At 68.0% G+C, this 21,143-nt stretch carries 22 protein-coding genes; 13 read left to right on the forward strand and 9 right to left on the reverse strand.

All coding sequences use genetic code 11. The features are described 5' to 3' along the window. The first annotated feature begins 14 nt into the window (after positions 1-14). The 5 genes from lolA (at position 15) to cysG (ending at position 5,117) form a co-directional block, all read left to right on the forward strand. Entirely contained in the window at positions 15-638 is a 624-nt protein-coding gene (gene lolA, locus EV691_RS13525) for an outer membrane lipoprotein periplasmic chaperone LolA (protein ID WP_131297423.1), read from the forward strand. Between the two features lie 12 nt (positions 639-650). Further along, positions 651-1,976 carry a replication-associated recombination protein A gene (locus tag EV691_RS13530; RefSeq protein ID WP_131297424.1) on the forward strand — a complete coding sequence of 442 codons (1,326 nt, stop codon included), beginning with the start codon at positions 651-653 and terminating at the stop codon, positions 1,974-1,976. Beyond that, positions 1,973-2,347, forward strand: coding sequence for a fluoride efflux transporter CrcB (gene crcB / locus EV691_RS13535; RefSeq protein WP_039803926.1), 375 nt, complete (start codon positions 1,973-1,975; stop codon positions 2,345-2,347). Before EV691_RS13530 ends, crcB begins: the two co-directional genes overlap by 4 nt. Positions 2,348-2,367: 20 nt before the next feature. Then, positions 2,368-3,648 (forward strand): serine--tRNA ligase, encoded by a 1,281-nt coding sequence (gene serS / locus EV691_RS13540; RefSeq protein ID WP_131297425.1) that lies wholly within the window; start codon positions 2,368-2,370, stop codon positions 3,646-3,648. A 74-nt stretch (positions 3,649-3,722) separates the two neighbouring features. After that, positions 3,723-5,117: a siroheme synthase CysG gene (cysG, locus tag EV691_RS13545; RefSeq protein WP_131297426.1), complete on the forward strand. Its 1,395-nt coding sequence runs from the start codon at positions 3,723-3,725 to the stop codon at positions 5,115-5,117. Between the two features lie 36 nt (positions 5,118-5,153). Here cysG and EV691_RS13550 read toward each other — a convergent pair whose 3' ends face one another. The 7 genes from EV691_RS13550 to EV691_RS23370 form a co-directional block, all read right to left on the reverse strand. Next, positions 5,154-6,140 (reverse strand): glycosyl transferase family protein, encoded by a 987-nt coding sequence (locus EV691_RS13550; protein WP_131297427.1) that lies wholly within the window; start codon positions 6,138-6,140, stop codon positions 5,154-5,156. Then, a complete protein-coding gene (locus tag EV691_RS13555) occupies positions 6,137-6,472 on the reverse strand; it encodes a TusE/DsrC/DsvC family sulfur relay protein (protein WP_131297428.1) in 336 nt (111 codons plus the stop codon). The genes EV691_RS13550 and EV691_RS13555 overlap by 4 nt, the downstream gene beginning before the upstream one ends. After that, on the reverse strand, positions 6,469-6,765 hold the full coding sequence (gene tusB, locus EV691_RS13560) for a sulfurtransferase complex subunit TusB (protein WP_131297429.1): 297 nt from the start codon (positions 6,763-6,765) through the stop codon (positions 6,469-6,471). The genes EV691_RS13555 and tusB overlap by 4 nt, the downstream gene beginning before the upstream one ends. After that, positions 6,765-7,124 carry a sulfurtransferase complex subunit TusC gene (gene tusC / locus EV691_RS13565; protein ID WP_131297430.1) on the reverse strand — a complete coding sequence of 120 codons (360 nt, stop codon included), beginning with the start codon at positions 7,122-7,124 and terminating at the stop codon, positions 6,765-6,767. The genes tusB and tusC overlap by 1 nt, the downstream gene beginning before the upstream one ends. Position 7,125: 1 nt before the next feature. Beyond that, complete coding sequence (gene tusD / locus EV691_RS13570; RefSeq protein ID WP_089168228.1) at positions 7,126-7,518, reverse strand: sulfurtransferase complex subunit TusD; 393 nt, start codon at positions 7,516-7,518, stop codon at positions 7,126-7,128. Between the two features lie 90 nt (positions 7,519-7,608). After that, a complete protein-coding gene (locus EV691_RS13575; protein WP_039803943.1) occupies positions 7,609-8,280 on the reverse strand; it encodes a Bax inhibitor-1/YccA family protein in 672 nt (223 codons plus the stop codon). 148 nt (positions 8,281-8,428) lie between these two features. Beyond that, positions 8,429-8,590: a hypothetical protein gene (locus EV691_RS23370; RefSeq protein WP_165493833.1), complete on the reverse strand. Its 162-nt coding sequence runs from the start codon at positions 8,588-8,590 to the stop codon at positions 8,429-8,431. A 221-nt stretch (positions 8,591-8,811) separates the two neighbouring features. Here EV691_RS23370 and EV691_RS13580 point away from each other — a divergent pair, with 221 nt between their 5' ends. The 4 genes from EV691_RS13580 to EV691_RS13595 all read left to right on the forward strand — a co-directional run bounded on the left by EV691_RS13580 (position 8,812) and on the right by EV691_RS13595 (position 17,035). Beyond that, entirely contained in the window at positions 8,812-10,830 is a 2,019-nt protein-coding gene (locus EV691_RS13580) for an alpha-1,4-glucan--maltose-1-phosphate maltosyltransferase (RefSeq protein ID WP_131297431.1), read from the forward strand. 27 nt (positions 10,831-10,857) lie between these two features. Beyond that, the gene (gene treS, locus EV691_RS13585) at positions 10,858-14,184 is read left to right on the forward strand and encodes a maltose alpha-D-glucosyltransferase (protein WP_131297432.1); all 3,327 of its coding nucleotides are present in this window, start codon (positions 10,858-10,860) and stop codon (positions 14,182-14,184) included. Continuing rightward, positions 14,181-16,388, forward strand: coding sequence for a 1,4-alpha-glucan branching protein GlgB (glgB, locus tag EV691_RS13590; protein WP_131297433.1), 2,208 nt, complete (start codon positions 14,181-14,183; stop codon positions 16,386-16,388). Before treS ends, glgB begins: the two co-directional genes overlap by 4 nt. 107 nt (positions 16,389-16,495) lie before the next feature. Beyond that, positions 16,496-17,035 carry a hemerythrin domain-containing protein gene (locus tag EV691_RS13595; protein WP_165496516.1) on the forward strand — a complete coding sequence of 180 codons (540 nt, stop codon included), beginning with the start codon at positions 16,496-16,498 and terminating at the stop codon, positions 17,033-17,035. 14 nt (positions 17,036-17,049) lie between these two features. On the opposite strand, the gene EV691_RS13600 is transcribed toward EV691_RS13595, so the two are convergent. Both EV691_RS13600 and cadR read right to left on the reverse strand, forming a co-directional pair. Next, entirely contained in the window at positions 17,050-17,745 is a 696-nt protein-coding gene (locus tag EV691_RS13600) for a P-loop NTPase family protein (RefSeq protein ID WP_131297435.1), read from the reverse strand. 94 nt (positions 17,746-17,839) lie between these two features. Further along, positions 17,840-18,262 (reverse strand): Cd(II)/Pb(II)-responsive transcriptional regulator, encoded by a 423-nt coding sequence (cadR, locus tag EV691_RS13605; RefSeq protein WP_131297436.1) that lies wholly within the window; start codon positions 18,260-18,262, stop codon positions 17,840-17,842. 105 nt (positions 18,263-18,367) lie between these two features. On the opposite strand from cadR, the gene EV691_RS13610 reads away from it, so the two are divergent. The 4 genes from EV691_RS13610 to EV691_RS13625 all read left to right on the forward strand — a co-directional run bounded on the left by EV691_RS13610 (position 18,368) and on the right by EV691_RS13625 (position 21,110). Further along, positions 18,368-19,003, forward strand: a complete 636-nt coding sequence (locus tag EV691_RS13610; protein ID WP_131297437.1) for a cation efflux transmembrane domain-containing protein — start codon at positions 18,368-18,370, stop codon at positions 19,001-19,003. A 130-nt stretch (positions 19,004-19,133) separates the two neighbouring features. After that, the gene (locus EV691_RS13615) at positions 19,134-19,451 is read left to right on the forward strand and encodes a DUF6482 family protein (RefSeq protein ID WP_131297438.1); all 318 of its coding nucleotides are present in this window, start codon (positions 19,134-19,136) and stop codon (positions 19,449-19,451) included. Then, positions 19,444-20,994 (forward strand): cryptochrome/photolyase family protein, encoded by a 1,551-nt coding sequence (locus EV691_RS13620; protein WP_131297439.1) that lies wholly within the window; start codon positions 19,444-19,446, stop codon positions 20,992-20,994. The genes EV691_RS13615 and EV691_RS13620 overlap by 8 nt, the downstream gene beginning before the upstream one ends. Continuing rightward, a complete protein-coding gene (locus EV691_RS13625; protein ID WP_131297440.1) occupies positions 20,991-21,110 on the forward strand; it encodes a DUF2256 domain-containing protein in 120 nt (39 codons plus the stop codon). The genes EV691_RS13620 and EV691_RS13625 overlap by 4 nt, the downstream gene beginning before the upstream one ends. Positions 21,111-21,143 lie beyond the last annotated feature (33 nt).

Here is a 21,143-nt window from a genome sequence, read left to right on the forward strand (position 1 = left end):
CCATGAGGATTGTCATGCGCTTTTTCCGCATGCTGTTGCTGTCCGCTCTCACCCTCGTCCTCCTGCCGGTGCAGGCGGACGAGCGCTCCATCCAGCGCCTGACCCAGTTGCTCGACCAGGCGCAGACCCTGACCGCGCGCTTCTCCCAGCTCACCCTCGACGGTTCCGGCACCCAGCTGCAGGAAACCTCGGGCGAGATGGCGCTGAAGCGTCCGGGACTGTTCCGCTGGCACACCGACGCGCCGCTGGAGCAACTGCTGGTGTCCAACGGCGAGACGGTCTGGCTGTACGACCCGGACCTGGAGCAGGTGACCATCCGCAGCCTCGACCAGCGCCTGACCCACACCCCGGCGCTGCTGCTCTCCGGCGACATCTCGAAGATCGGCGAGAACTTCGATATCACTCACAAGGAAGCCGGCGGCGTGGTGGACTTCATCCTCAAGCCGAAGGCCAAGGACACCCTGTTCGACAACCTGCGCCTGTCCTTTCGCAATGGCGTGGTCAACGACATGCAGCTGATCGATGGCGTCGGCCAGCGCACCAACATCCTGTTCTTCGGCGTGAAGATGAACCAGTCGATCGATACCGCCCAGTTCAATTTCAAGGTGCCGGAAGGCACCGACGTCATCCAGGAGTGATCCGGCCAAACCATGGACCTGTTTCGCGCCGATCCTCCTGCCCAGCCCCTGGCCGCGCGCCTGCGCCCGGCCAGCCTGGACGAGTACGTCGGCCAGGAGCATCTGCTGGCCCGCGGCAAGCCGCTGCGCGAGGCGCTGGAGCAGGGAGCCCTGCACTCGATGATCTTCTGGGGCCCGCCCGGGGTCGGCAAGACCACCTTGGCGCGGCTGCTGGCGAAGGTCACCGACGCCCACTTCGAGACGATTTCCGCGGTGCTCGCCGGGGTCAGGGAGATTCGCCAGGCGGTCGAAGTCGCGCGCCAGCAGGCGGCCCAGTATGGCCGGCGGACCATCCTCTTCGTCGACGAGGTGCACCGCTTCAACAAGTCCCAGCAGGACGCCTTCCTGCCCTACGTGGAAGACGGTACCCTGATCTTCATCGGCGCCACCACCGAGAACCCTTCCTTCGAGCTGAACAACGCGCTGCTCTCGCGGGCGCGCGTCTACGTGCTGAAGAGCCTGGACGAGGCAGCCCTGCGCCTGCTGGTCGAGCGCGCTTTGGGCGAGGAGCGCGGACTGGGCGGACGCCGCCTGGGCCTGCCGGAGGAAAGCCTCAAGATGCTGCTGGCGGCAGCCGACGGCGACGGTCGGCGCCTGCTCAACCTGCTGGAGAACGCCGCCGACCTGGTCGAGGACGGCGAGGTGATCGGCGTCGAGCTGCTCGGCAATCTGCTGGGCGACAGCCGCCGGCGTTTCGACAAGGGCGGCGAGGCCTTCTACGACCAGATCTCCGCGCTGCACAAGTCGGTGCGCGGCTCGAATCCTGACGCCGCGCTCTACTGGTTCGCGCGGATGCTCGACGGCGGCTGCGATCCGCTGTACCTCGCCCGCCGCGTGGTGCGCATGGCCAGCGAGGACATCGGCAACGCCGATCCGCGGGCGTTGCCCCTGTGCCTGGCCGCCTGGGACGTGCAGGAGCGTCTGGGCAGCCCCGAGGGCGAGCTGGCGGTGGCCCAGGCCATCGTCTACCTGGCCTGTGCGCCGAAGAGCAACGCCGTCTACAGCGCCTTCAAGGCGGCCATGGCCGACGCTGCCCAGCAGGGTTCGCTGGAGGTGCCGCTGCACCTGCGCAACGCTCCGACCAGGCTGATGAAGCAGCTCGGCTACGGCGAGGAATACCGCTACGCCCACGACGAGCCGGAGGCCTATGCCGCCGGCGAGGACTACTTCCCGGAAAGCCTTGAGCCGCGCCGCTACTACCAGCCGGTGCCGCGCGGCCTGGAATTGAAGATCCGCGACAAGCTGCAGCATCTGGCCGAACTCGACCGCGCCAGTGCCTGGCAGAGGAGAAAGCCATGATCGGCGTGACCCTGGCAGTGGCGGCAGGCGGCGCGCTCGGCTGCCTGCTGCGCTTCGCCGCCAGCAACTGGGTATCCGCGCACTGGCCGCAGCATTTCTATGCGGCCACGCTGGCAGTCAACATTGCCGGCTGCCTGCTGATCGGCTATCTGTATGGCCAGTTCCTCCTGCGTCCCGAAGTGCCGCTGGCGCTGCGGGCCGGGGTGATCGTCGGTTTTCTCGGTGGCCTGACCACCTTTTCATCCTTTTCCCTCGACACGTTGCGCCTGCTGGAAAGCGGTCAGGCCCCGCTGGCCTTCGGCTACCTGGCGCTCAGCGTGCTGGGCGGTCTGCTCGCCACCTGGGCCGGCCTGACACTCACCAAGCTCTGATCGATAGACGAGAACATCCCATGCTCGACTCCAAACTGGTTCGTACCCAACTGCAGGAGATTGCGGACCGCCTGGCAACCCGTGGCTTCCAACTGGACGTGGCGCGTTTCGAAAGCCTCGAAGCCCAGCGCAAGGCCGTGCAAACCCGCACCGAACAGCTGCAGGCCGAGCGCAACGCCCGCTCCAAGGCCATCGGTCAGGCCAAGTCGCGCGGCGAGGACATTGCGCCGCTGCTGGCCGAAGTCGACCGCATGGGCAGCGACCTGGAGGCCGGCAAGCGCGAGCTGGAGGCCATCCAGGCTGAGCTGGACAGCCTGATGCTGAGCATTCCCAACCTGCCTCACGAATCGGTGCCGGTCGGCGCCGACGAAGAGCAAAATGTGGAAGTGCGTCGCTGGGGCACCCCGCGCGCCTTCGACTTCGAGATCAAGGATCACGTCGCCCTCGGCGAGCAGCATGGCTGGCTGGACTTCGAGACCGCCGCCAAGCTCTCCGGCGCCCGCTTCGCCCTGATGCGCGGTCCCATCGCCCGACTGCATCGGGCCCTGGCGCAGTTCATGCTCGACCTGCACACCGGCGAGCACGGCTACGAGGAGGCCTACACTCCCTATCTGGTGCAGGCTCCGGCCCTGCAGGGCACCGGCCAGCTGCCGAAGTTCGAGGAAGACCTGTTCAAGATCAGCCGCGAGGGCGAGGCCGACTTCTACCTGATCCCCACCGCCGAGGTGTCGCTGACCAACATCGTTTCCGGCGAGATCCTCGACGCCAGGCAACTGCCGCTGAAATTCGTCGCCCACACCCCGTGCTTTCGCAGCGAGGCCGGCGCCTCCGGGCGCGACACCCGCGGCATGATCCGCCAGCACCAGTTCGACAAGGTGGAGATGGTGCAGATCGTCGATCCGGCCAGGTCCTACGAGGCCCTGGAAGAGCTGACCGGCAACGCCGAGAAGGTCCTGCAGCGGCTCGAGCTGCCGTACCGCGTGCTGGCCCTGTGCACCGGCGACATGGGCTTCGGCGCGACCAAGACCTACGACCTGGAAGTCTGGGTGCCGAGCCAGGACAAGTACCGGGAGATCTCCTCCTGCTCCAACTGCGGCGACTTCCAGGCGCGGCGCATGCAGGCGCGCTGGCGCAACCCGGAAACCGGCAAGCCGGAGCTGGTGCATACTCTGAATGGTTCCGGTCTTGCGGTCGGCCGCACCCTGGTGGCGGTGCTGGAAAACTACCAGCAGGCCGACGGCTCGATCCGCGTGCCGGAAGTGCTCAAGCCCTACATGGGCGGCATCGAGGTCATCGGCTAGGCCGAACCGGGCGGCACCGAATGCGGGGTGGCCAGGGCCACCCCGTTTTGTTTTCATCCGTCGAGAATCGATCCATGGACTACCTTCCGCTGTTCCACAACCTCAAGGGCCGCAGCGTGCTGCTGGTCGGCGGCGGCGAGGTCGCCCTGCGCAAGGCGCGCCTGCTCGCCGATGCCGGCGCCGTGCTGCGGGTGGTGGCGCCGCAGATCGAGGCGGCGCTCGCCGAGCTGGTGCGGGAGAAGGGCGGGTACTGCCTGGTGCGGAGCTACGCAGCAGCGGATCTGGACGGCTGCGTACTGGCCATCGCCGCCACCGACGACCACGAAGTGAACGCCCGGATTTCCGCTGATGCCCAGGGCCGTGGTGTGCCGGTCAACGTGGTGGATTCGCCGGCCCTGTGCAGCGTGATCTTCCCGGCCATCGTCGACCGTTCGCCACTGCTGGTCGCGGTCTCCAGCGGTGGCGACGCGCCGGTGTTGGCGCGGCTGATGCGCGCGCGGATCGAAACCTGGATTCCGGCCAGCTACGGCCAGCTGGCCGGCTTGGCGAAGAAGTTCCGCGAGCAGGTCAAGCGCCTGCTGCCCAACGTCCAGCAGCGCCGGGTGTTCTGGGAGGAGGTGTTCCAGGGACCGATCGCCGAGCGGCTGCTGGCCGGGCAGGGCGCCGAGGCCGAGCGGCTGCTCGAGGCCAAGCTCGGCGGAGCGGCGCCCAAGGCGCTCGGCGAGGTCTATCTGGTCGGCGCCGGACCGGGCGATCCGGACCTTCTCACCTTCCGGGCCCTGCATCTGATGCAGCAGGCCGACGTGGTGCTCTATGACCGCCTGGTGGCCCCGGCGATCATCGAGTTGTGCCGGCGCGATGCCGAACGGATCTATGTCGGCAAGCGCCGCGCCGAGCATGCCTTGCCGCAGGAGCAGATCAATCAACTGTTGGTGAAGCTGGCCGCAGAGGGCAAGCGGGTGCTGCGCCTGAAGGGCGGCGATCCGTTCATCTTCGGTCGCGGCGGCGAGGAGATCGAGGAGCTGGCCGCCCACGGCATTCCCTTCCAGGTAGTGCCGGGGATCACCGCGGCGAGCGGCTGCGCCGCCTATGCGGGTATCCCGCTGACCCACCGCGACCATGCCCAGTCGGTGCGCTTCGTCACCGGCCACCTCAAGGACGGCAGTTTCGATCTGCCCTGGGCCGATCTGGTGGCGCCGGCCCAGACCCTGGTGTTCTACATGGGGCTGGTCGGCCTGTCGGTGATCTGCCAGCGGCTGATCGAGCACGGCCGCGCGGCGACGACCCCGGCGGCGCTGATCCAGCAGGGCACCACCCCCCAGCAGCGGGTGATCGTTTCCAGCCTGGCCGAGCTGCCCGCGCGGGTCGCGCAGGAGAATGTCACGGCGCCGACCCTGCTGATCGTCGGAGAAGTGGTGCAGCTGCGCGACAAGCTGGCCTGGTTCGAGGGCCGGCAGGCCGCCGACTGAGTCCCGTTCCCGGGCTCGGCCGGCGGCCTTCATCCGTCACTTCGAGCGGTCGCGCGCCTCCCAGTAACGCTGCGCCTGGGCGAGGGCTTCCTCGCGCGGCGTGCCGAGGGCGCGCAGGGCCAGGGCCATGGTGCCCAGCACCGCCAGGCGGCCATAGGCGTCCTCGCTCTCGCCGCGCCAGAAGGCCTGCAGCTGCGCCGGGTCGAGCCGTTCGGGCTTGACGTGGCGCTGGGGAGCCATGGCCGGCCATTCCTCGTCCCAGCTCTCGCCGCCGGCGGTGCCGTACAGGTGGCTGATGGCGTCCGGATTGATCTCGATCTCGCCGCCGTCGCCCTTGATCACCACGGCGGTGTCGCCGAGCAGACGGCTGCCCTCGCGGTGGATGGCCTGGTAGCCGGGATGGAAGATGCTCTGCAGGCTGCAGCGCGCGCCGAGCGGGTTGAGCATGCGCGCCAGGGAGTGGATCGGCGAGCGCAGGCCGAGGGTGTTGCGCAGCTCGATCATCCGCTGCAGGTGCGGCATCCAGGCACCGAGCGGGATGAACGCCAGGTTGCGGGCCTGCAGCGCCTGCTCGACCTCGCTCCAGTCATGGCACAGGGGAATCTCCAGCAGGCCGAGCAGCTGCTCGCTGTAGAGACGCCCGGCGGTATGCGCGCCGCCGCCATGCATGAGGATGCGCACGCCGTTCTGCGCCAGGCATTTCACCGCCAGCAGATACCAGGGCAGATGGCGCTTCTTGCCGGCGTAGCTCGGCCAGTCCAGGTCGACGGCGAGGCCCGCCGGGGTTTGCAGGCGGGCGCGCACGGCCTCGGTGAAGCCGGCCAGCTCCTCGGCGCTTTCCTCCTTGTGGCGCAGCAGCATCAGGAAGGCGCCGAGCTGGATTTCCTCGGCCTTGCCGTCGAGCAGCATGCCCATGGCTTCGCGGGCCTCCTCGCGGGTCAGGCTGCGCGCGCCGCGCTTGCCCTTGCCGAGGATGCGGACGAACTGGGCGAAGGGATGTTCTTCAGGGGTAACGGTAGTCATAGGCAATTCGTCGGTTTTGGCAGGCCGGCCAGCTTGGCGGCCAGTTTGGCGGGGGTACCCTTGAACAGGCGGTTCAGGTGCAGGCTGTTGCCCTTTTCCGGACCGAGTTTCAGGGCGACGTACTTGATCAATGGGCGGGTCGCCGGCGACAGCTGGAACTGTGCGTAGAAGTCCCGCAGCAGGCGGAGGATCTCCCAGTGTTCGGCGCTAAGCTCCAGCTCCTCGCGCCGGGCCAGGGCCTCGGCGACTTCCTCCGACCAGTCCTGAAGGTCGGTCAGGTAGCCGTCCTTGTCCAGCGCCAGGTTGCAGCCGGCGACGTTCAGCGTGTTCATAGCCAGCCGTTGACCTTGTCGTAGCGGGTGCACAGCTCGACGAAGCCGGGGTAGTCCACCACCTGCACGCGCTCCGGCGCCGCAAGGTTGCGCGCCTGCAGGTCTTCTTCGAGGGCATGGACGGCGACGGAGGCGGGCAGGTGCTCCAGCATTTCGAGTGGTGCACTGCCGGGCTGCAGCGCATGGCAGGCGTCGCCGCAGAGCAGCAGGCCGTCGCGAACCCCGAGCGGGCGCAGGGTGCTGTCCAGCGGACTGGTGAACGGCGATTGGGAAAGCAGGTGCAGGGTCGTCATCAGAGGGTGATCACCAGATCGTAACGGTCGAAGAGGTCGGCCAGCTCCGGCCCTTCCAGCGGAGTGGCCGGCAGGGCCAGGGGCTGGCCGTCCAGGCCGCGCAGGCGCAGGCTCTGGCGGCAGACGTAGAGGTCGTCCACGCCGAACAACGGCAGGGCCTGCAGGTTGGCGGCGAGGTCCTTCTGCTCGACGGCGGCGGGCTGCTGGCCGGGCAGCAGCTGGAACACCCCGTCGTCGAGGAACAGCATGCCGATGGGCAGCTCGAAGGCGCCGCCGGCCAGGGCGATGTCCAGCGCCTCGCGGGCGCCCAGACCGCTCCAGGGGCTGTGGCGGCTGACGATCAGCATCGCTTTGGCCATTTCAGACACCTCCGAAGCAGACCAGACGGTCGGCCTGCTGGGCGGCCTCGTGCAACTGGCCGAGGCCGGACAGCTCCCAGGGCGGCGTCACCGCGATCGCCGTGCGGCCATAGCGCTGTGCCTCCTGCGCATCCAGCACGCCGCGGCGCAGGGCGGCGGCGATGCACACCACCGCATCCAGCTTGTGCCGTTCGACGAAAGCGCGCCACTGGGCCGGCAGGTCTAGCTCGTCCTGGGGTGTGACGATGCTGCCGGAGGCGTTGTGCACGCCGTCCTGGTAGAAGAACAGCCGATTGATCTCGTGGCCGCCGGCGAGCACGGCCTCGGCAAAGCGCAGGGCGCGCCGCGAGGAGGGTGCATGGGGCGGGGCGAACAGGGCGATGGCGAATTTCATGGACGGCAGCCGCAGGGAGAAAAAGAAAAATGATACGCCAGAAAAGCGAAAGCCCGCATCGCGCGGGCTTTCGTGAGACCGGGACGGTGATCAGTCGTCGCTGCTCATGATGCCGAAGATCTGCAGCAGGCTGACGAACAGGTTGTAGATCGACACGTACAGGCTGATCGTCGCCATGATGTAGTTGCGCTCGCCGCCGTGGATGATCTCGCTGGTCTGATACAGGATGCAGACCGAGGAGAACAGCACGAAGCCGGCGCTGATCGCCAGTTGCAGGCCGCTGATCTCGAAGAACAGGCCAGCCAGGCTGGCGCCGAGCAGGACGAAGAAGCCGGCGGTGATGAAGCCGCCGAGGAAGCTCATGTCCTTGCGGGTGGTCAGCACGTAGGCGGACAGGCCGACGAACACCAGGGCGGTCATGGCGAATGCCGAGGACACCACCTCGCCGCCGTTGGGCATGCCCAGGTAGCGGTCGAGGATCGGGCCGAGGGTGTAGCCCATGAAGCCGGTCAGGGCGAAGGTGGAGAGCAGGCCCCAGGCCGAGTCGCGCAGCTTCACGGTGAGGAAGAACAGCCCGTAGAAGCCGATCAGGACGACGAAGATGTTCGGATAGGCCACCTTCATCTGTTGCGCCACATAGGCGACCACGCCGCTGAAGGCGAGGGTCATGGCCAGCAGGCCATAGGTGTTGCGCAGGACGCGGCTGACTTCCAGCTGCTCCGCCTGGGCGGTTTGGAGGACATAACTGTTGGGTTCGTGCATGGCACAGCTCCTTGGATCGAGGTTCCGTGATCGATGGCGGAGATCATAGCAAAGGACGCGGTGCTGCCGACCGTCAGAGTTTGACAGTGTGTGTCTTGCCCAGGCTCCCGGATGCCGGCGCGCGGAGGCGGGCGGGGCGCCCGCTCCCTCACTGCGGCTCCTGTTCCTCCTCGCCATGGGAGAGCTTGCCGTCGTTCGGCGGGGTGTACTTGACCTCCTCGGCCGGCTCGTATTCCGGCATTTGCGGGAAGTCTCCCGGATGGTTCCAGACCACCGGGTCGGGCTGGGGAATATCGGATCGCTGGCTCATGGCTCAATCCTCGCGTCAGGTCCAAGGTCGCCGCGCAAAAGTCCGTGACGGGCGGCATTTCTTCTATAACTCATGGATGGGGGCGCCGGCCGGAGAGTTCCGCCCACGGCCGCACACAGAACTTTTTCCACGCATCCGCCATCGGAAGAAGCATGGCCGGCCAACGCCGACCGTGCCAGTCGCCGGCTTTCCCATGGCTGTCCAGCAGAGGAACGAGCCCGATGTCCGATACCCGCTCCCATGAGACGCGCCAGCCCGGCGTGCATTGCGAGAACCACCGTCCGAACCTGGACGAGGCGCTGCGCCTGCCGCGGATCGCCATCGAACATACCGAGCCGACCCTCGACAACGGGCGCTTCGCCGTCAAGGCGATCGCCGGCCAGCCGGTGACGGTGACCAGCAGCATCTTCACCGACGGTCACGACCAGCTCGGCGCCGCCCTCTACTGGCGCGCCGACGGCGAGGCGGGCTGGCACCGCCAGCGCATGCGGTTTGTCGGCAACGACCGCTGGCAGGCCGAGTTCACCCCGCTGCGCGTCGCCCGGCATCTGTTCGTGATCGAGGCCTGGTGGGACGTCTACGCGACCTACCGGCACGAACTGCAGAAGAAGCACGCCGCCGGCGTGCCGCTCTCCCTCGAACTGCAGGAGGGCCGCCTGCACCTGCAGCGGGCCGTCGAGCACGGCCAGGGCGAGGTGCGCGCCACGCTGGAGGAGCTTTTGCGGCGGCTGGAGCGGGCCGCCCACACCGAGGCTGTGGAGCTGCTGCTGAGCGGCGAGGCCAGCGCCGCCATGAGCGCCGCCGACGCTCATCCCCATCGCACCTACAGCAATGCCTTTCCCCTGGACGTGGAGCGCGAGCGCGCCCTGTTCGCCAGCTGGTACGAGCTGTTTCCCCGCTCGCAGACCGACGATCCGCAGCGCCATGGGACCTTCAGGGACGTCATCGCCCGCCTGCCGGCGATCCACGACATGGGCTTCGACGTCCTCTACTTCCCGCCGATCCATCCGATCGGCCGGCGCTTCCGCAAGGGCCGCAACAACAGCCTGGAGGCCGGGCCGGACGATCCCGGCAGCCCCTACGCCATCGGCGGCGAGGAGGGCGGTCACGAGGCGATCCACCCGCAGCTGGGTTCGCGCGAGGAGTTCCGCGAGTTGGTCGCCGCCGCCGGCGAGTACGACTTGGAGATCGCCCTGGACTTCGCCATCCAGTGTTCCCAGGACCACCCCTGGCTGAAGCGGCATCCCGGCTGGTTCTCCTGGCGCCCGGACGGCAGCATCCGCTATGCCGAGAACCCGCCGAAGAAGTATCAGGACATCGTCAACGTCGACTTCTACGCCGAGGATGCCGTCCCCGGCCTCTGGGTGGCGCTGCGCGACGTGGTGCTCGGCTGGGTCGCCGAAGGGGTGAAGATCTTCCGCGTCGACAACCCGCACACCAAGCCGCTGCCGTTCTGGGAATGGCTGATCGGCGACGTGCGCGGCAAGCACCCCGAGGTGATCTTTCTCTCCGAGGCCTTTACCCGCCCGCCGATGATGCTGCGCTTGGGCAAGCTCGGCTTCTCGCAGAGCTATACCTACTTCACCTGGCGCAACACCAAGGAGGAGCTCGGCGCCTACTTCGCGGAGCTGAACGAGGCACCGGCGAAGTACTGCATGCGGCCGAACTTCTTCGTCAACACGCCGGACATCAACCCCGTCTTCCTGCACAACTCCGGGCGCGCCGGCTTTCTCATCCGCGCCGCGCTGGCGGCCATGGGCTCGGGGCTGTGGGGCATGTATTCGGGCTTCGAGCTGTGCGAGGCGGCGGCGCTGCCCGGCAAGGAGGAATACCTCGACTCGGAGAAGTACGAGATCCGCCCGCGGGACTACCTGGCGCCCGGCAACATCGTCGCCGAGATCGCCCAGCTCAACCGCATCCGCCGCTACAACCCGGCGCTGCAGACCCATCTGGGCCTGCAGCTCTACAACGCCTGGAACGACAACATCCTGCTGTTTGGCAAGCGCACGGCGGACCTGTCCAATTTCGTCCTGGTCGCCGTCAACCTCGATCCCTTCCACGCCCAGGAGGCCCATTTCGAGCTGCCGCTCTGGGAGTTCGGCCTGCCCGACCACGCCGCCATGCACGGCGAGGACCTGATGAACGGCCATCGCTGGACCTGGCACGGCAAGATCCAGTGGACGCGCCTCGATCCCGACTATCTGCCCTTCGGCATCTGGAAGCTGACCCCGCCGAACTGAACCGCTGGCATTCAGGAGCAGAGAACAATGGATCAATTGTCCAAGCCTGCCGCCTTCCTCGAAGACCCGCTCTGGTACAAGGACGCGGTGATCTACCAGGTGCACGTCAAGTCGTTCTTCGACTCCAACAACGACGGCATCGGCGACTTTCCCGGGCTGATCGCCAAGCTGGACTACATCGCCGACCTGGGCGTCAACACCCTCTGGCTGCTGCCGTTCTATCCCTCGCCGCGCCGCGACGACGGCTACGACATCGCCGAATACCGCGGCGTGCATCCCGACTACGGCAGTCTCGCCGACGTGCGCCGCTTCATCGCCGAGGCGCACCGGCGTGGGCTGCGGGTGATCACCGAGCTGGTGATCAACCACACCTCCGACCAGCATCCCTGGTTCCAGCGCGCGCGCAAGGCCAGGAAGGGCTCGGCGGCGCGCAACTTCTATGTCTGGTCGGACAGCGACGACAAGTACCCGGACACCCGGATCATCTTCCTCGACACCGAGAAGTCCAACTGGACCTGGGACCCGGTCGCAGGCCAGTACTTCTGGCACCGCTTCTACTCGCACCAGCCGGACCTCAACTTCGACAACCCGCAAGTGATGAAGGCGGTGCTCGGCATCATGCGCTACTGGCTCGACCTGGGCGTCGACGGCCTGCGCCTGGACGCCATTCCCTACCTGATCGAGCGCGACGGCACCAACAACGAGAACCTCCCCGAGACCCACCAGGTGCTCAAGCGCATCCGCGCCGAGCTGGATGCCGACTACCCGGACCGCATGCTGCTGGCCGAGGCCAACCAGTGGCCGGAGGACACCCAGTTGTACTTCGGCGGCACCCCGGAGGGCCGGGGCGACGAATGCCACATGGCCTTCCACTTCCCGCTGATGCCACGCATGTACATGGCCATCGCCCAGGAAGACCGCTTCCCGATGACCGACATCCTGCGCCAGACGCCGGACATCCCGACCGACTGCCAGTGGGCGGTCTTCCTGCGCAACCACGACGAGCTGACCCTGGAGATGGTCACTGACCGCGAGCGCGACTACCTGTGGAACTTCTACGCCGCCGACCGCCGCGCGCGGATCAACCTCGGCATCCGCCGGCGCCTGGCGCCGCTGCTGGAGCGCGACCGGCGGCGCATCGAGCTGCTCAACAGCCTCCTGCTGTCGATGCCGGGCACCCCGGTGATCTACTACGGCGACGAGATCGGCATGGGCGACAATATCTACCTGGGCGACCGCGACGGGGTGCGCACGCCCATGCAGTGGAGCATCGACCGCAACGGCGGCTTCTCCCGCGCCGATCCGGCCGGCCTGGTGCTGCCGCCGATCATGGACCCGCTGTACGGCTTCCAGACCGTGAATGTCGAGGCCCAGCAGCGCGACAGCTATTCACTGCTCAACTGGACCCGGCGCATGCTTACCGTGCGCAGGCAGCAGAAGGCCTTCGGCCGCGGCACGCTGAAGCTCTTGGCGCCGGCCAACCGGCGCATCTTCGCCTACCTGCGCGAATACCATGGGGCGGACGGCAGCGAGACCATCCTCTGCGTGGCCAACGTCTCGCGCTCGGCCCAGGCGGTGGAGCTGGAGCTGCCGCAGTTCGCCGGCATGGTGCCGGTGGAGATGACCGGCGGCAGCGCCTTCCCGCCGATCGGCCAGCTGCCCTACCTGCTGACCCTGCCGCCGTACGGTTTCTGCTGGTTCCTGCTGGCGCCCGAGTCGCAGATGCCCAGCTGGCACATCAAGCCGGCCGAGGGCATGCCCGAATTCCAGACCCTGGTGCTGCGCCGCCTCGACGACCTGCTGGTGGACCCCAACCGGCGCATCCTGGAGAAGGAAGTGCTGCCGGCCTACCTGCCCAAGCGCCGCTGGTTCGCCGGCAAGGGCGCGCCGCTGGGCAACGTGCGCATCATCTATACGGTGACCTTCGGCAATCTGCCGCGCCCCGTGCTGCTCAGCGAGATCGAGAGCGGCGTCGAGGGCAACCTGCAGCGCTACCAGCTGCCGCTGGGCTTTCTCCCCGAGGAGGAGTTCGGCAGCGTCCTGCCCCAGCAACTGGCCATGGCCCGGGTGCGCCGCGGCCGGCGGGTGGGCCTGTTGACCGATGCCTTCACCCTGGAGGGCTTCGTTCGTGCGGTGATCCAGGCGCTGCGCGAGCGCCGCGTGCTGGCCTTCGAGCAGGGCGAGCTGCGCTTCCTGCCCACCGCCCAGCTCGACCCGATCGAGCTGCCGGCCGATGCCGAGGTGCGCTACATCTCCGCCGAGCAGTCCAACAGCTCGGTGGTGATCGGCAATGCCCTGGTGCTCAAGCTGATCCGCCGGGTTTCGCCGGGCGTGCACCCCGAGCTGGAGATGGGCCTGTTCCTCACCCGTTGCGGCTTCGCCAACATCGCCAGCGTGCTCGGCGAGGTGTGCCGGGTCGATGGCTTGGGTGAATGCACCGCGCTGATGATCCTGCAGCGCTACCTGGAGAACCAGGGCGATGCCTGGGAGTGGACGCAGAACACCCTCGACCGCGCCATCCGCGACGAACTGGCCGGCGGCGAGTCGACCCTGGAGAGCCAGTACAGTGCGCTGCACGAGCTGGAGAACTTTTCCCGCCAGTTCGGCCAGCGCCTCGGCGAGATGCACATGGCCCTGGCCGGGCCCACCGACAACCGGGATTTCGCTCCCGAAACTGCCGGCCCCGCGGACGTCGCGCACTGGGCCGAGGGCGTCGGCGCCCAGCTGGAGCGGGCCCTGGTGATTCTTGCCGAGCGCCAGGCGACGCTGGACGAAGAGGCACGTGCCGCCGCCGGGCAGCTGTTGCTGCAGCGCGACGCTCTGCGGGCGAAGATCGGCCAGCTGGCCGAGGCCTGCGTCGGCAGCCTGCGTATCCGCGTGCACGGCGACCTGCACCTCGGCCAGGTGCTGGTGGTGCAGGGCGATGCCTATCTGATCGATTTCGAGGGCGAACCGTCGCGGCCGCTCGCCGAGCGCCGCGCCAGGCACAGCCCCTACAAGGACGTCAGCGGCGTGCTGCGCTCGATCGGCTACGCTGCCGAAATGGCCATGCGCAACGCGCAGAGCATCGACAGCTCGGAGGCGGCCGACCAGGCCCGCCAGCGCATCGCCTCGCTGTACCAGGACAAGGCCCGCCAGGCCTTCCTCGCCGCCTATCGCCAGGCCGCGGCCGACATCGGTCATGCCTGGGCCGTGCCGGGCGGCGAAGAGGCCGCCCTGGCGCTGTTCAGCCTGGAGAAGACGCTCTACGAAATCGCCTATGAAGCCGAACACCGACCCGCCTGGCTGGCCGTGCCGCTGCGGGGTCTGGTGAGCCTGGCGCAACAGCTACTGGATGGAGATGCATTGCGATGAGCCTACCGCTGTCCCAGCCTGCCTACGACGATTCCCTGCTGCCCGGCGAGAGCAACATCGATGCCCTGGTGCGCGGCGAGCATGCCGACCCCTTCGCGGTGCTCGGCCCCCACGACGACGGCGAAGGAACCGTGGTGCGCGTCTACCTGCCGCATGCCGTGGCCGTCGACCTGCTCGCCCGCGACAGCCAGGCCAGGCTGGCCGACATGCAGGCCAGCCGGGTGCCGGGCCTGTTCGTCTGCCGCCTCGCCGAGGCGCAGCCCTACCTGCTGCGCATCCGCTGGGCACAGGGCGAGCAGCTGACCGAGGATCCCTACAGCTTCGCTCCGCTGCTGGGGGAGATGGATCTCTACCTGTTCGCCGAAGGCAACCACCGCGACCTCGGCCGCTGCTTCGGCGCCCAGTGCCTGAGCGTGGACGGGGTGGCGGGGGTGCGCTTCGCGGTGTGGGCGCCGAATGCCCGACGCGTCTCGGTGGTCGGCCCGTTCAACGGCTGGGACGGCCGCCGCCATCCGATGCGCCTGCGTCACCCGGCCGGGGTCTGGGAAATCTTCATCCCGCGCCTCGCGCCGGGCGAAGTCTACAAGTACGAAGTGCTCGGCCCCCACGGCATCCTGCCGCTCAAGGCCGATCCCGTGGCGCTGGCCACCGAGACCCCGCCGAATACCGCCTCGATGGTCGCCGCGCCGCTGGCGCACCCCTGGCGGGACCCGGCGTGGATGGAACGGCGCACCGCCCGCCAGGCGGCGAACGCGCCGATGGCGATCTACGAACTGCATGTCGGCTCCTGGCGACGCGAGGAGGGCGGAGCGCTGCCCAGCTGGCGGCAGCTGACCGAGCGGCTGATTCCCTACGTGAAGGAAATGGGCTACACCCATGTGGAGCTGCTGCCGATCATGGAACACCCCTTTGGCGGCTCCTGGGGCTACCAGCCGTTGTCGCAGTTCGCCCCCAGCGCCCGCTACGGCAGGCGCGAGGATTTCGCCGCCTTCATCGATGCCTGCCACCAGGCCGACATCGGTGTGATCCTCGACTGGGTGCCGGCGCACTTTCCCACCGACACCCATGGCCTCGGCCGCTTCGACGGCACCGCCCTCTACGAGTACGACCACCCCTTCGAGGGCTTCCACCAGGACTGGGACACCTTCATCTACAACCTCGGGCGCACCGAGGTGCACGGGTTCATGATCGCCTCGGCGCTGCACTGGCTGCGCGAGTTCCACGTCGACGGCCTGCGCGTCGACGCGGTGGCCTCCATGCTCTACCGCGACTACTCGCGCAAGGATGGCGAGTGGATTCCCAACCGCCACGGCGGCCGCGAGAACCTCGAGGCCATCGACTTCCTCCGTCATCTCAACGAGGTGGTCAAGGCCGAGGCACCCGGCGCGATGATGATCGCCGAGGAGTCGACCGCCTGGCCGGGGGTCAGCAAGCCGGCCGCCGAGGGCGGGCTGGGCTTCGACTACAAGTGGAACATGGGCTGGATGCACGACACCCTGAAATACATGGCCGAGGACCCGATCCACCGCACCTACCACCACGACCGCATGACCTTCGGCCTGATCTACGCCTTCTCCGAGCGCTTCATCCTGCCGATCTCTCACGACGAGGTGGTGCACGGCAAGCGCTCGCTGATCGACAAGATGCCCGGCGACCGCTGGCAGAAGTTCGCCAACCTACGCGCCTACCTGGCCTTCATGTGGTGCATGCCGGGCAAGAAGCTGCTGTTCATGGGCTGCGAGTTCGGCCAGTGGCGCGAATGGAGCCACGACCACGAACTGGACTGGTACCTGCTCAACTACGCCGACCACCAGGGCGTGCAACAGCTGGTCAGGGACCTCAACCGGCTGTACCGCCATGAGCGGGCGCTGCATCAGCAGGACTGCGTGCCGGAGGGCTTCCAGTGGCTGATCGGCGACGACCGCCACAACAGCGTGTTCTCCTGGCTGCGCTGGAGCGGCAAGGGCGAACCGCTGCTGGTGGTCGCCAACTTCACCCCGGTGGTGCGCCACGGCTACCGGATCGGCGTGCCCTCCGGCGGCAACTGGCAGGAAGCCCTCAACAGCGACGCCGAGTGCTACGGCGGCTCCAACGTCGGCAACGCCGGCGGGGTGGTCGCCGACGAACTGGCCAGCCACGGTCAACCCTTCAGCCTCAACCTCAAGCTGCCGCCGCTGGGCGTGCTGATCATGCGGCCTGAATGAGCGCGTCTGCGTCCGGCGCGGGCCGGCGGGATGAGCGGCCCGGCGCTGGGGGAGGGGGTGCACTAGGCTGATGGCTGGCGATGTTGCCAGACCGCCAGGAGCCCCCCATGAGCCAGGCCCTCGACGCGCTGCGCCACGAGCACGACGCGATCCTTTCCACCCTGAAGATTCTCCGCTGCATGGCCGAGCGGGCCCTGCAGGGCAATGCCGATGCCGACGACATCGCCGCGCTGCTCGGCTTCCTGCAGGAGTTCGTCGACAAATGCCATCACGGCAAGGAGGAGGGGCTGCTGTTCCCGGCCCTGCAGCGGGTCGACCTCGCGCATCAGGGCGAACTGGTCGGCGAGCTGACTGCCGAGCACGAGCAGGGCCGCGCCCTGGTCGGTGCCCTGCGCCAGGCCAGCACGCCGGTCCTCGATGCCGAGGCGTTCGCCGCGGCCGCCGAGGCCTATGCGGTATTCCTCGAGCGGCACATCGACAAGGAGAACGACGTGCTTTTCCCCCAGGCCGAGCAGGCGCTCGGCGCGGACGAGCTGGAAGGACTGGGGCAGGCCTTCGCCGACTTCGAGCTGCAGGCCATCGGGCCGGGCCGGCACGAAGAGCTGCACGACCTGCTACACCGCTGGAAGGCCGCGTATGCCGGCTGAAGGCTGACGCTGCCTCAGACCTCCGCCGCCTCGAGCCCCTTGTAGGCATGCTGCAGCCAGATCTTCAGCCGCTGCCGTTCCAGCAGACTCAGGGCGTCGGGGCCGGCCGTGTCGCGGTTCTGCGCCGCCCAGAAGCTGTAGCCGTTGCGGTCGATCTTGTTCATCACCGGCGGGTGCAGGCGCTTCAGGTCGATGACGGCGGCATTCAGATCCTCGGCGCGCTGCTGCACCTCGGCGCTCTCCAGGGCCGTGAAGTCGTTGTCGCGCAGCTGGTTGCGGACCAGCACGTAGTCGAGGCGGGAGCCGAACTGTTCGAGCAGCCTTTCCAGCAGATCCACCGAATCCCTGCCCGAATCCATGACGTTCCAGTAGCGGATGGCGATGCCCAGCTCTTCGGCCAGCTCCAGCACGCCCGACTCTTCCATCCACTGGGTGAGCGGCCGGTGGGTCTGCGCGGCGAGGTCGACCAGGATGCGCTGCTCCGGCAGCTCGGTGGCGGTCTCGACGATAGCATCCAGGCTCTGGTAGCTGTCGATGATGGTGGGCGAGGCGTAGTCGCCGTAGTAGCGCAGCAGCGCGCCATGGGATCTGTCGGTGTCGAAGCCGATGAAAGGCAGGTCGCGATCGATCATGTACTGGGCCAGCAGACGGGCGACGACAGATTTGCCTACGCCACCTTTTTCGCCGCCAACCAGATGAATGGTCGTCATGTTTTCCTCTTGCGCGGGGTTGTTCATCGAGAAATTGTACAGGCGATCCTGACGCCTTTTCATGACCAACGGATAACGACCCCGTCTTTTCGGATCAGGGACGCTCCGGGCGCACCTCCTCCTGGGCGGCAGCGAGCAGTTCGCGCAGGATGCCGCAGTCGCCGGCCAGCCGTCCGGTGGCGCAGCGCCCGCGCAGGGCGGACAGCTGGCGCTCCAGCGCCTGCAGGCTCGCAAGGCGCGCGCGCACCCGTTCCAGCTGCGTTTCGATCAGCCGGTCGACGTCGGTGCAGTCGGTTTCCGGATGCAGCAGGAATTCCAGCAGGCACCTGATTTCGGCGAGGGGAATGTCCAGCGCCCGGCAGTGGCGGACAAAGGCCAGCCGCTCCAGGTGCTCCGTGCCGTAGATGCGGTAGCCGTTGCTGCCGCGCGCAGGGGCGGGGAGCAGGCCGGCCTTCTCGTAGTAGCGGATGGTTTCGGTGTCGACGCCGGTGGCCCTGGCCAGTTCGCCGATGCGCATGGGGTTTTCTCCACGAATAGGTTCCACAGGCTCGATGGTAGCCGTCTTGACCCTGGAGTCACTACAGGGTGTGCAATGCCGGAAAATTTCCCGAGGAGAACCGCCATGCCCTGCTGCACTTCCTGCTCGTCGACGCCCACGGCCGGCCCGCGCTTTCGCAGGGCCCTGTGGGTGGCCCTGTTCATCAACGTGGCGATGTTCGCCGTGGAAATCGGCGCCGGGATCAAGTCGGGCTCGGTGTCGCTGCTGGCCGATGCCGTGGACTTCGCCGGCGATGCCGCCAACTACGCCATCTCCCTCGCCGTGCTGGCCATGGGCCTGGCCTGGCGGTCGCGGGCGGCGCTGGTCAAGGGCCTGAGCATGGCGGCATTCGGCATCTTCGTGGTGGCCAAGGCCGGCTGGAGCGCCTTCGCCGGCATACCGCCCGAGCCGCTGACCATGGGCGTGGTCGCCAGCCTGGCGCTGCTCGCCAATGCCGGCGTGGCGCTGATGCTCTACGCCTTCCGCGACGGCGACGCCAACATGCGCTCGGTCTGGCTGTGCAGCCGCAACGACGCCATCGGCAACCTGGCGGTGATGATCGCCGCGGCCGGCGTGTTCGGCACCGGCTCGGGCTGGCCGGACCTCCTGGTGGCGTTGCTGATGGGCGCCCTGGCGCTCAGCGCGGGGGTCGCCGTAGTGCGTCAGGCGCGCCAGGAGCTGGGGTCGGTCTCTGTCCAGGTGCCGACGCAGATCCTGTGAGGAGGGCTGGCCATGGACGGCATGCCTGCGTGCCGCCGGCGCTTGCCGGATCGCCTTTCGGGAAGGCCGGGCAAACTTGTACAAAGGCTATATTCTGTAGCTGACTTGTATAAGTTTGCGAGGTGTCCAGATGAACATGCAGCAGCTTTTCGACCAGGCCCGGAACGGGCAGGTCGATGAACTCAACCTGATCTCCCTGGAAGGTGGCATCTATCTGCTGGAGGCGCATCAGGCCGGCCAGCGCCGCCTGCTGGTGGACGATGCCGGCACCACCCTGCATCTGCGCTCGGTCGAGCATGCCCGCGACCTGCTGCAGGGCCTGCCCAGCGTGCCTTTCTACCTGCTGCACACTGTGGTGCATTCGGAGATGTGCGGCTTCAGCGACGGTCCCCAGCAGCCCCTGCGCGTGCCGATCGCCCTGCAGTCGGCCTGGATGAGCGATGACTGACCAGCCTCCGCCCGCGCGGCGCCTCGCCCTGGTGCTGGGCGACCAGCTGTCCTTCGAGCTGGCCTCCCTGCGTGGCCTCGATCCGCGCCAGGATGCCGTGCTGCTCGCCGAGGTGCGGGAAGAGGTCACTCGTGTGCCTTATCACCCGAAGAAGATCGCGCTGATCTTCAGCGCCATGCGCCATTTCGCCGAGGCCCTGCGCCGGCGCGGCTTCCGCGTGCACTACGTGACCCTCGACGATCCGGACAACTGCGGTTCGCTGCCCGGCGAGCTGGTCCGCTGGGCCGACCGGCTGAGGACCGGCGAGGTGCATCTCACCGAGTGCGGCGACTGGCGCCTGGAGCAGTCGCTGCGCCACTGCGGCCTGCCGCTGGTCTGGCATGCCGATACGCGCTTTCTCTGCGGGCGTGCCGAATTCGCCCGCTGGGCCGTCGACCGCCAGCCGCTGCGCATGGAGTTCTTCTACCGGGAGATGCGCCGCAAGAGCGGCCTGCTGCTGGACGCCGACGGCGCGCCGCTGGGCGGCGGCTGGAACTACGATGGGCAGGGCCGCAAGCCCCTGCCGGCCGGCGTCGAGGCACCGATGGCGGTGCGCTTCGCCCCCGACGTCATCACCCGCGAGGTGCTGGCGCTGGTCGGCAGCCAGTTCGCCGGGCATCCCGGCGTCCTCGACGGCTTCGACTATCCGGTCAGCCACGGCGAGGCCCAGGCGCTCTGGCAGCACTTTCTCGACTTCGCCCTGCCGGCCTTTGGCGACTACCAGGACGCCATGGCCAGCGGCGAGCCCTTCCTGTTCCACGCGCGGATCGGCGCGGCGCTGAACCTCGGCCTGCTCGACCTGCGCCGGCTCTGCGCGGACGTCGAGGAGGCCTGCCGCTCGGGACGGGTGTCGCTGGGCGTCGCCGAAGGCTTCATCCGCCAGCTGATCGGCTGGCGCGAATACGTGCGCGGCATCTACTGGCTGCAGATGCCCGACTACGCGACGCGCAACGCCTTCGGCAACCGCCGGCCGCTGCCGGCCTTCTACTGGACCGGGCAGACGCGGATGAACTGCCTGCGCCAGACCATCGGCCAGACCCTCAAGCACGCCTACGCCCACCACATCCAGCGGCTGATGGTCACCGGCAACTTCGCCCTGCTCGCCGGCATCGTCCCGCGGCAGGTCTGCGACTGGTATCTGGCGATGTACCTGGACGCCTTCGACTGGGCCGCGCTGCCCAACACCCTGGGCCTGGCGATGCACGCCGACGGCGGCTACCTCGCCTCCAAGCCCTGCTGCGCCAGCGGCCAGTACATCCGTCGCATGTCCGACTATTGCGCGAGCTGTGCCTATCGGGTCAGCGAGAGCACCGGCGAGCAGGCCTGTCCGTTCAACGCCCTGTACTGGCACTTCCTCATGCGTCACCGCCGCCAGCTCGAGGCCAATCCGCGCCTGGGCATGGTCTACAGGACCCTCGCGCGGATGCCGGAAACCCGCCAGCAGGCGCTCTGGCGGCGCGGCGAAGATCTGCTGGCGCGGCTCGCGGCGGAGGACGGACTGTGAATAAGGCGGAGCTGCCGCTCGCCTGGCGCCGGAAGTGGGCGCGCTGCCGGGACGAGGTGCAGGTGCGCTACTGCTCGGAGCGCTGCCGGCGCCGGCGGACTGTGCTGGCGCGCTGAGCGGAGCTTTCCCAAGGTTTTTACGGCTTCTTT

The sequence above is a fragment of the Azotobacter chroococcum genome (assembly GCF_004339665.1).
GTDB lineage: Bacteria > Pseudomonadota > Gammaproteobacteria > Pseudomonadales > Pseudomonadaceae > Azotobacter > Azotobacter chroococcum.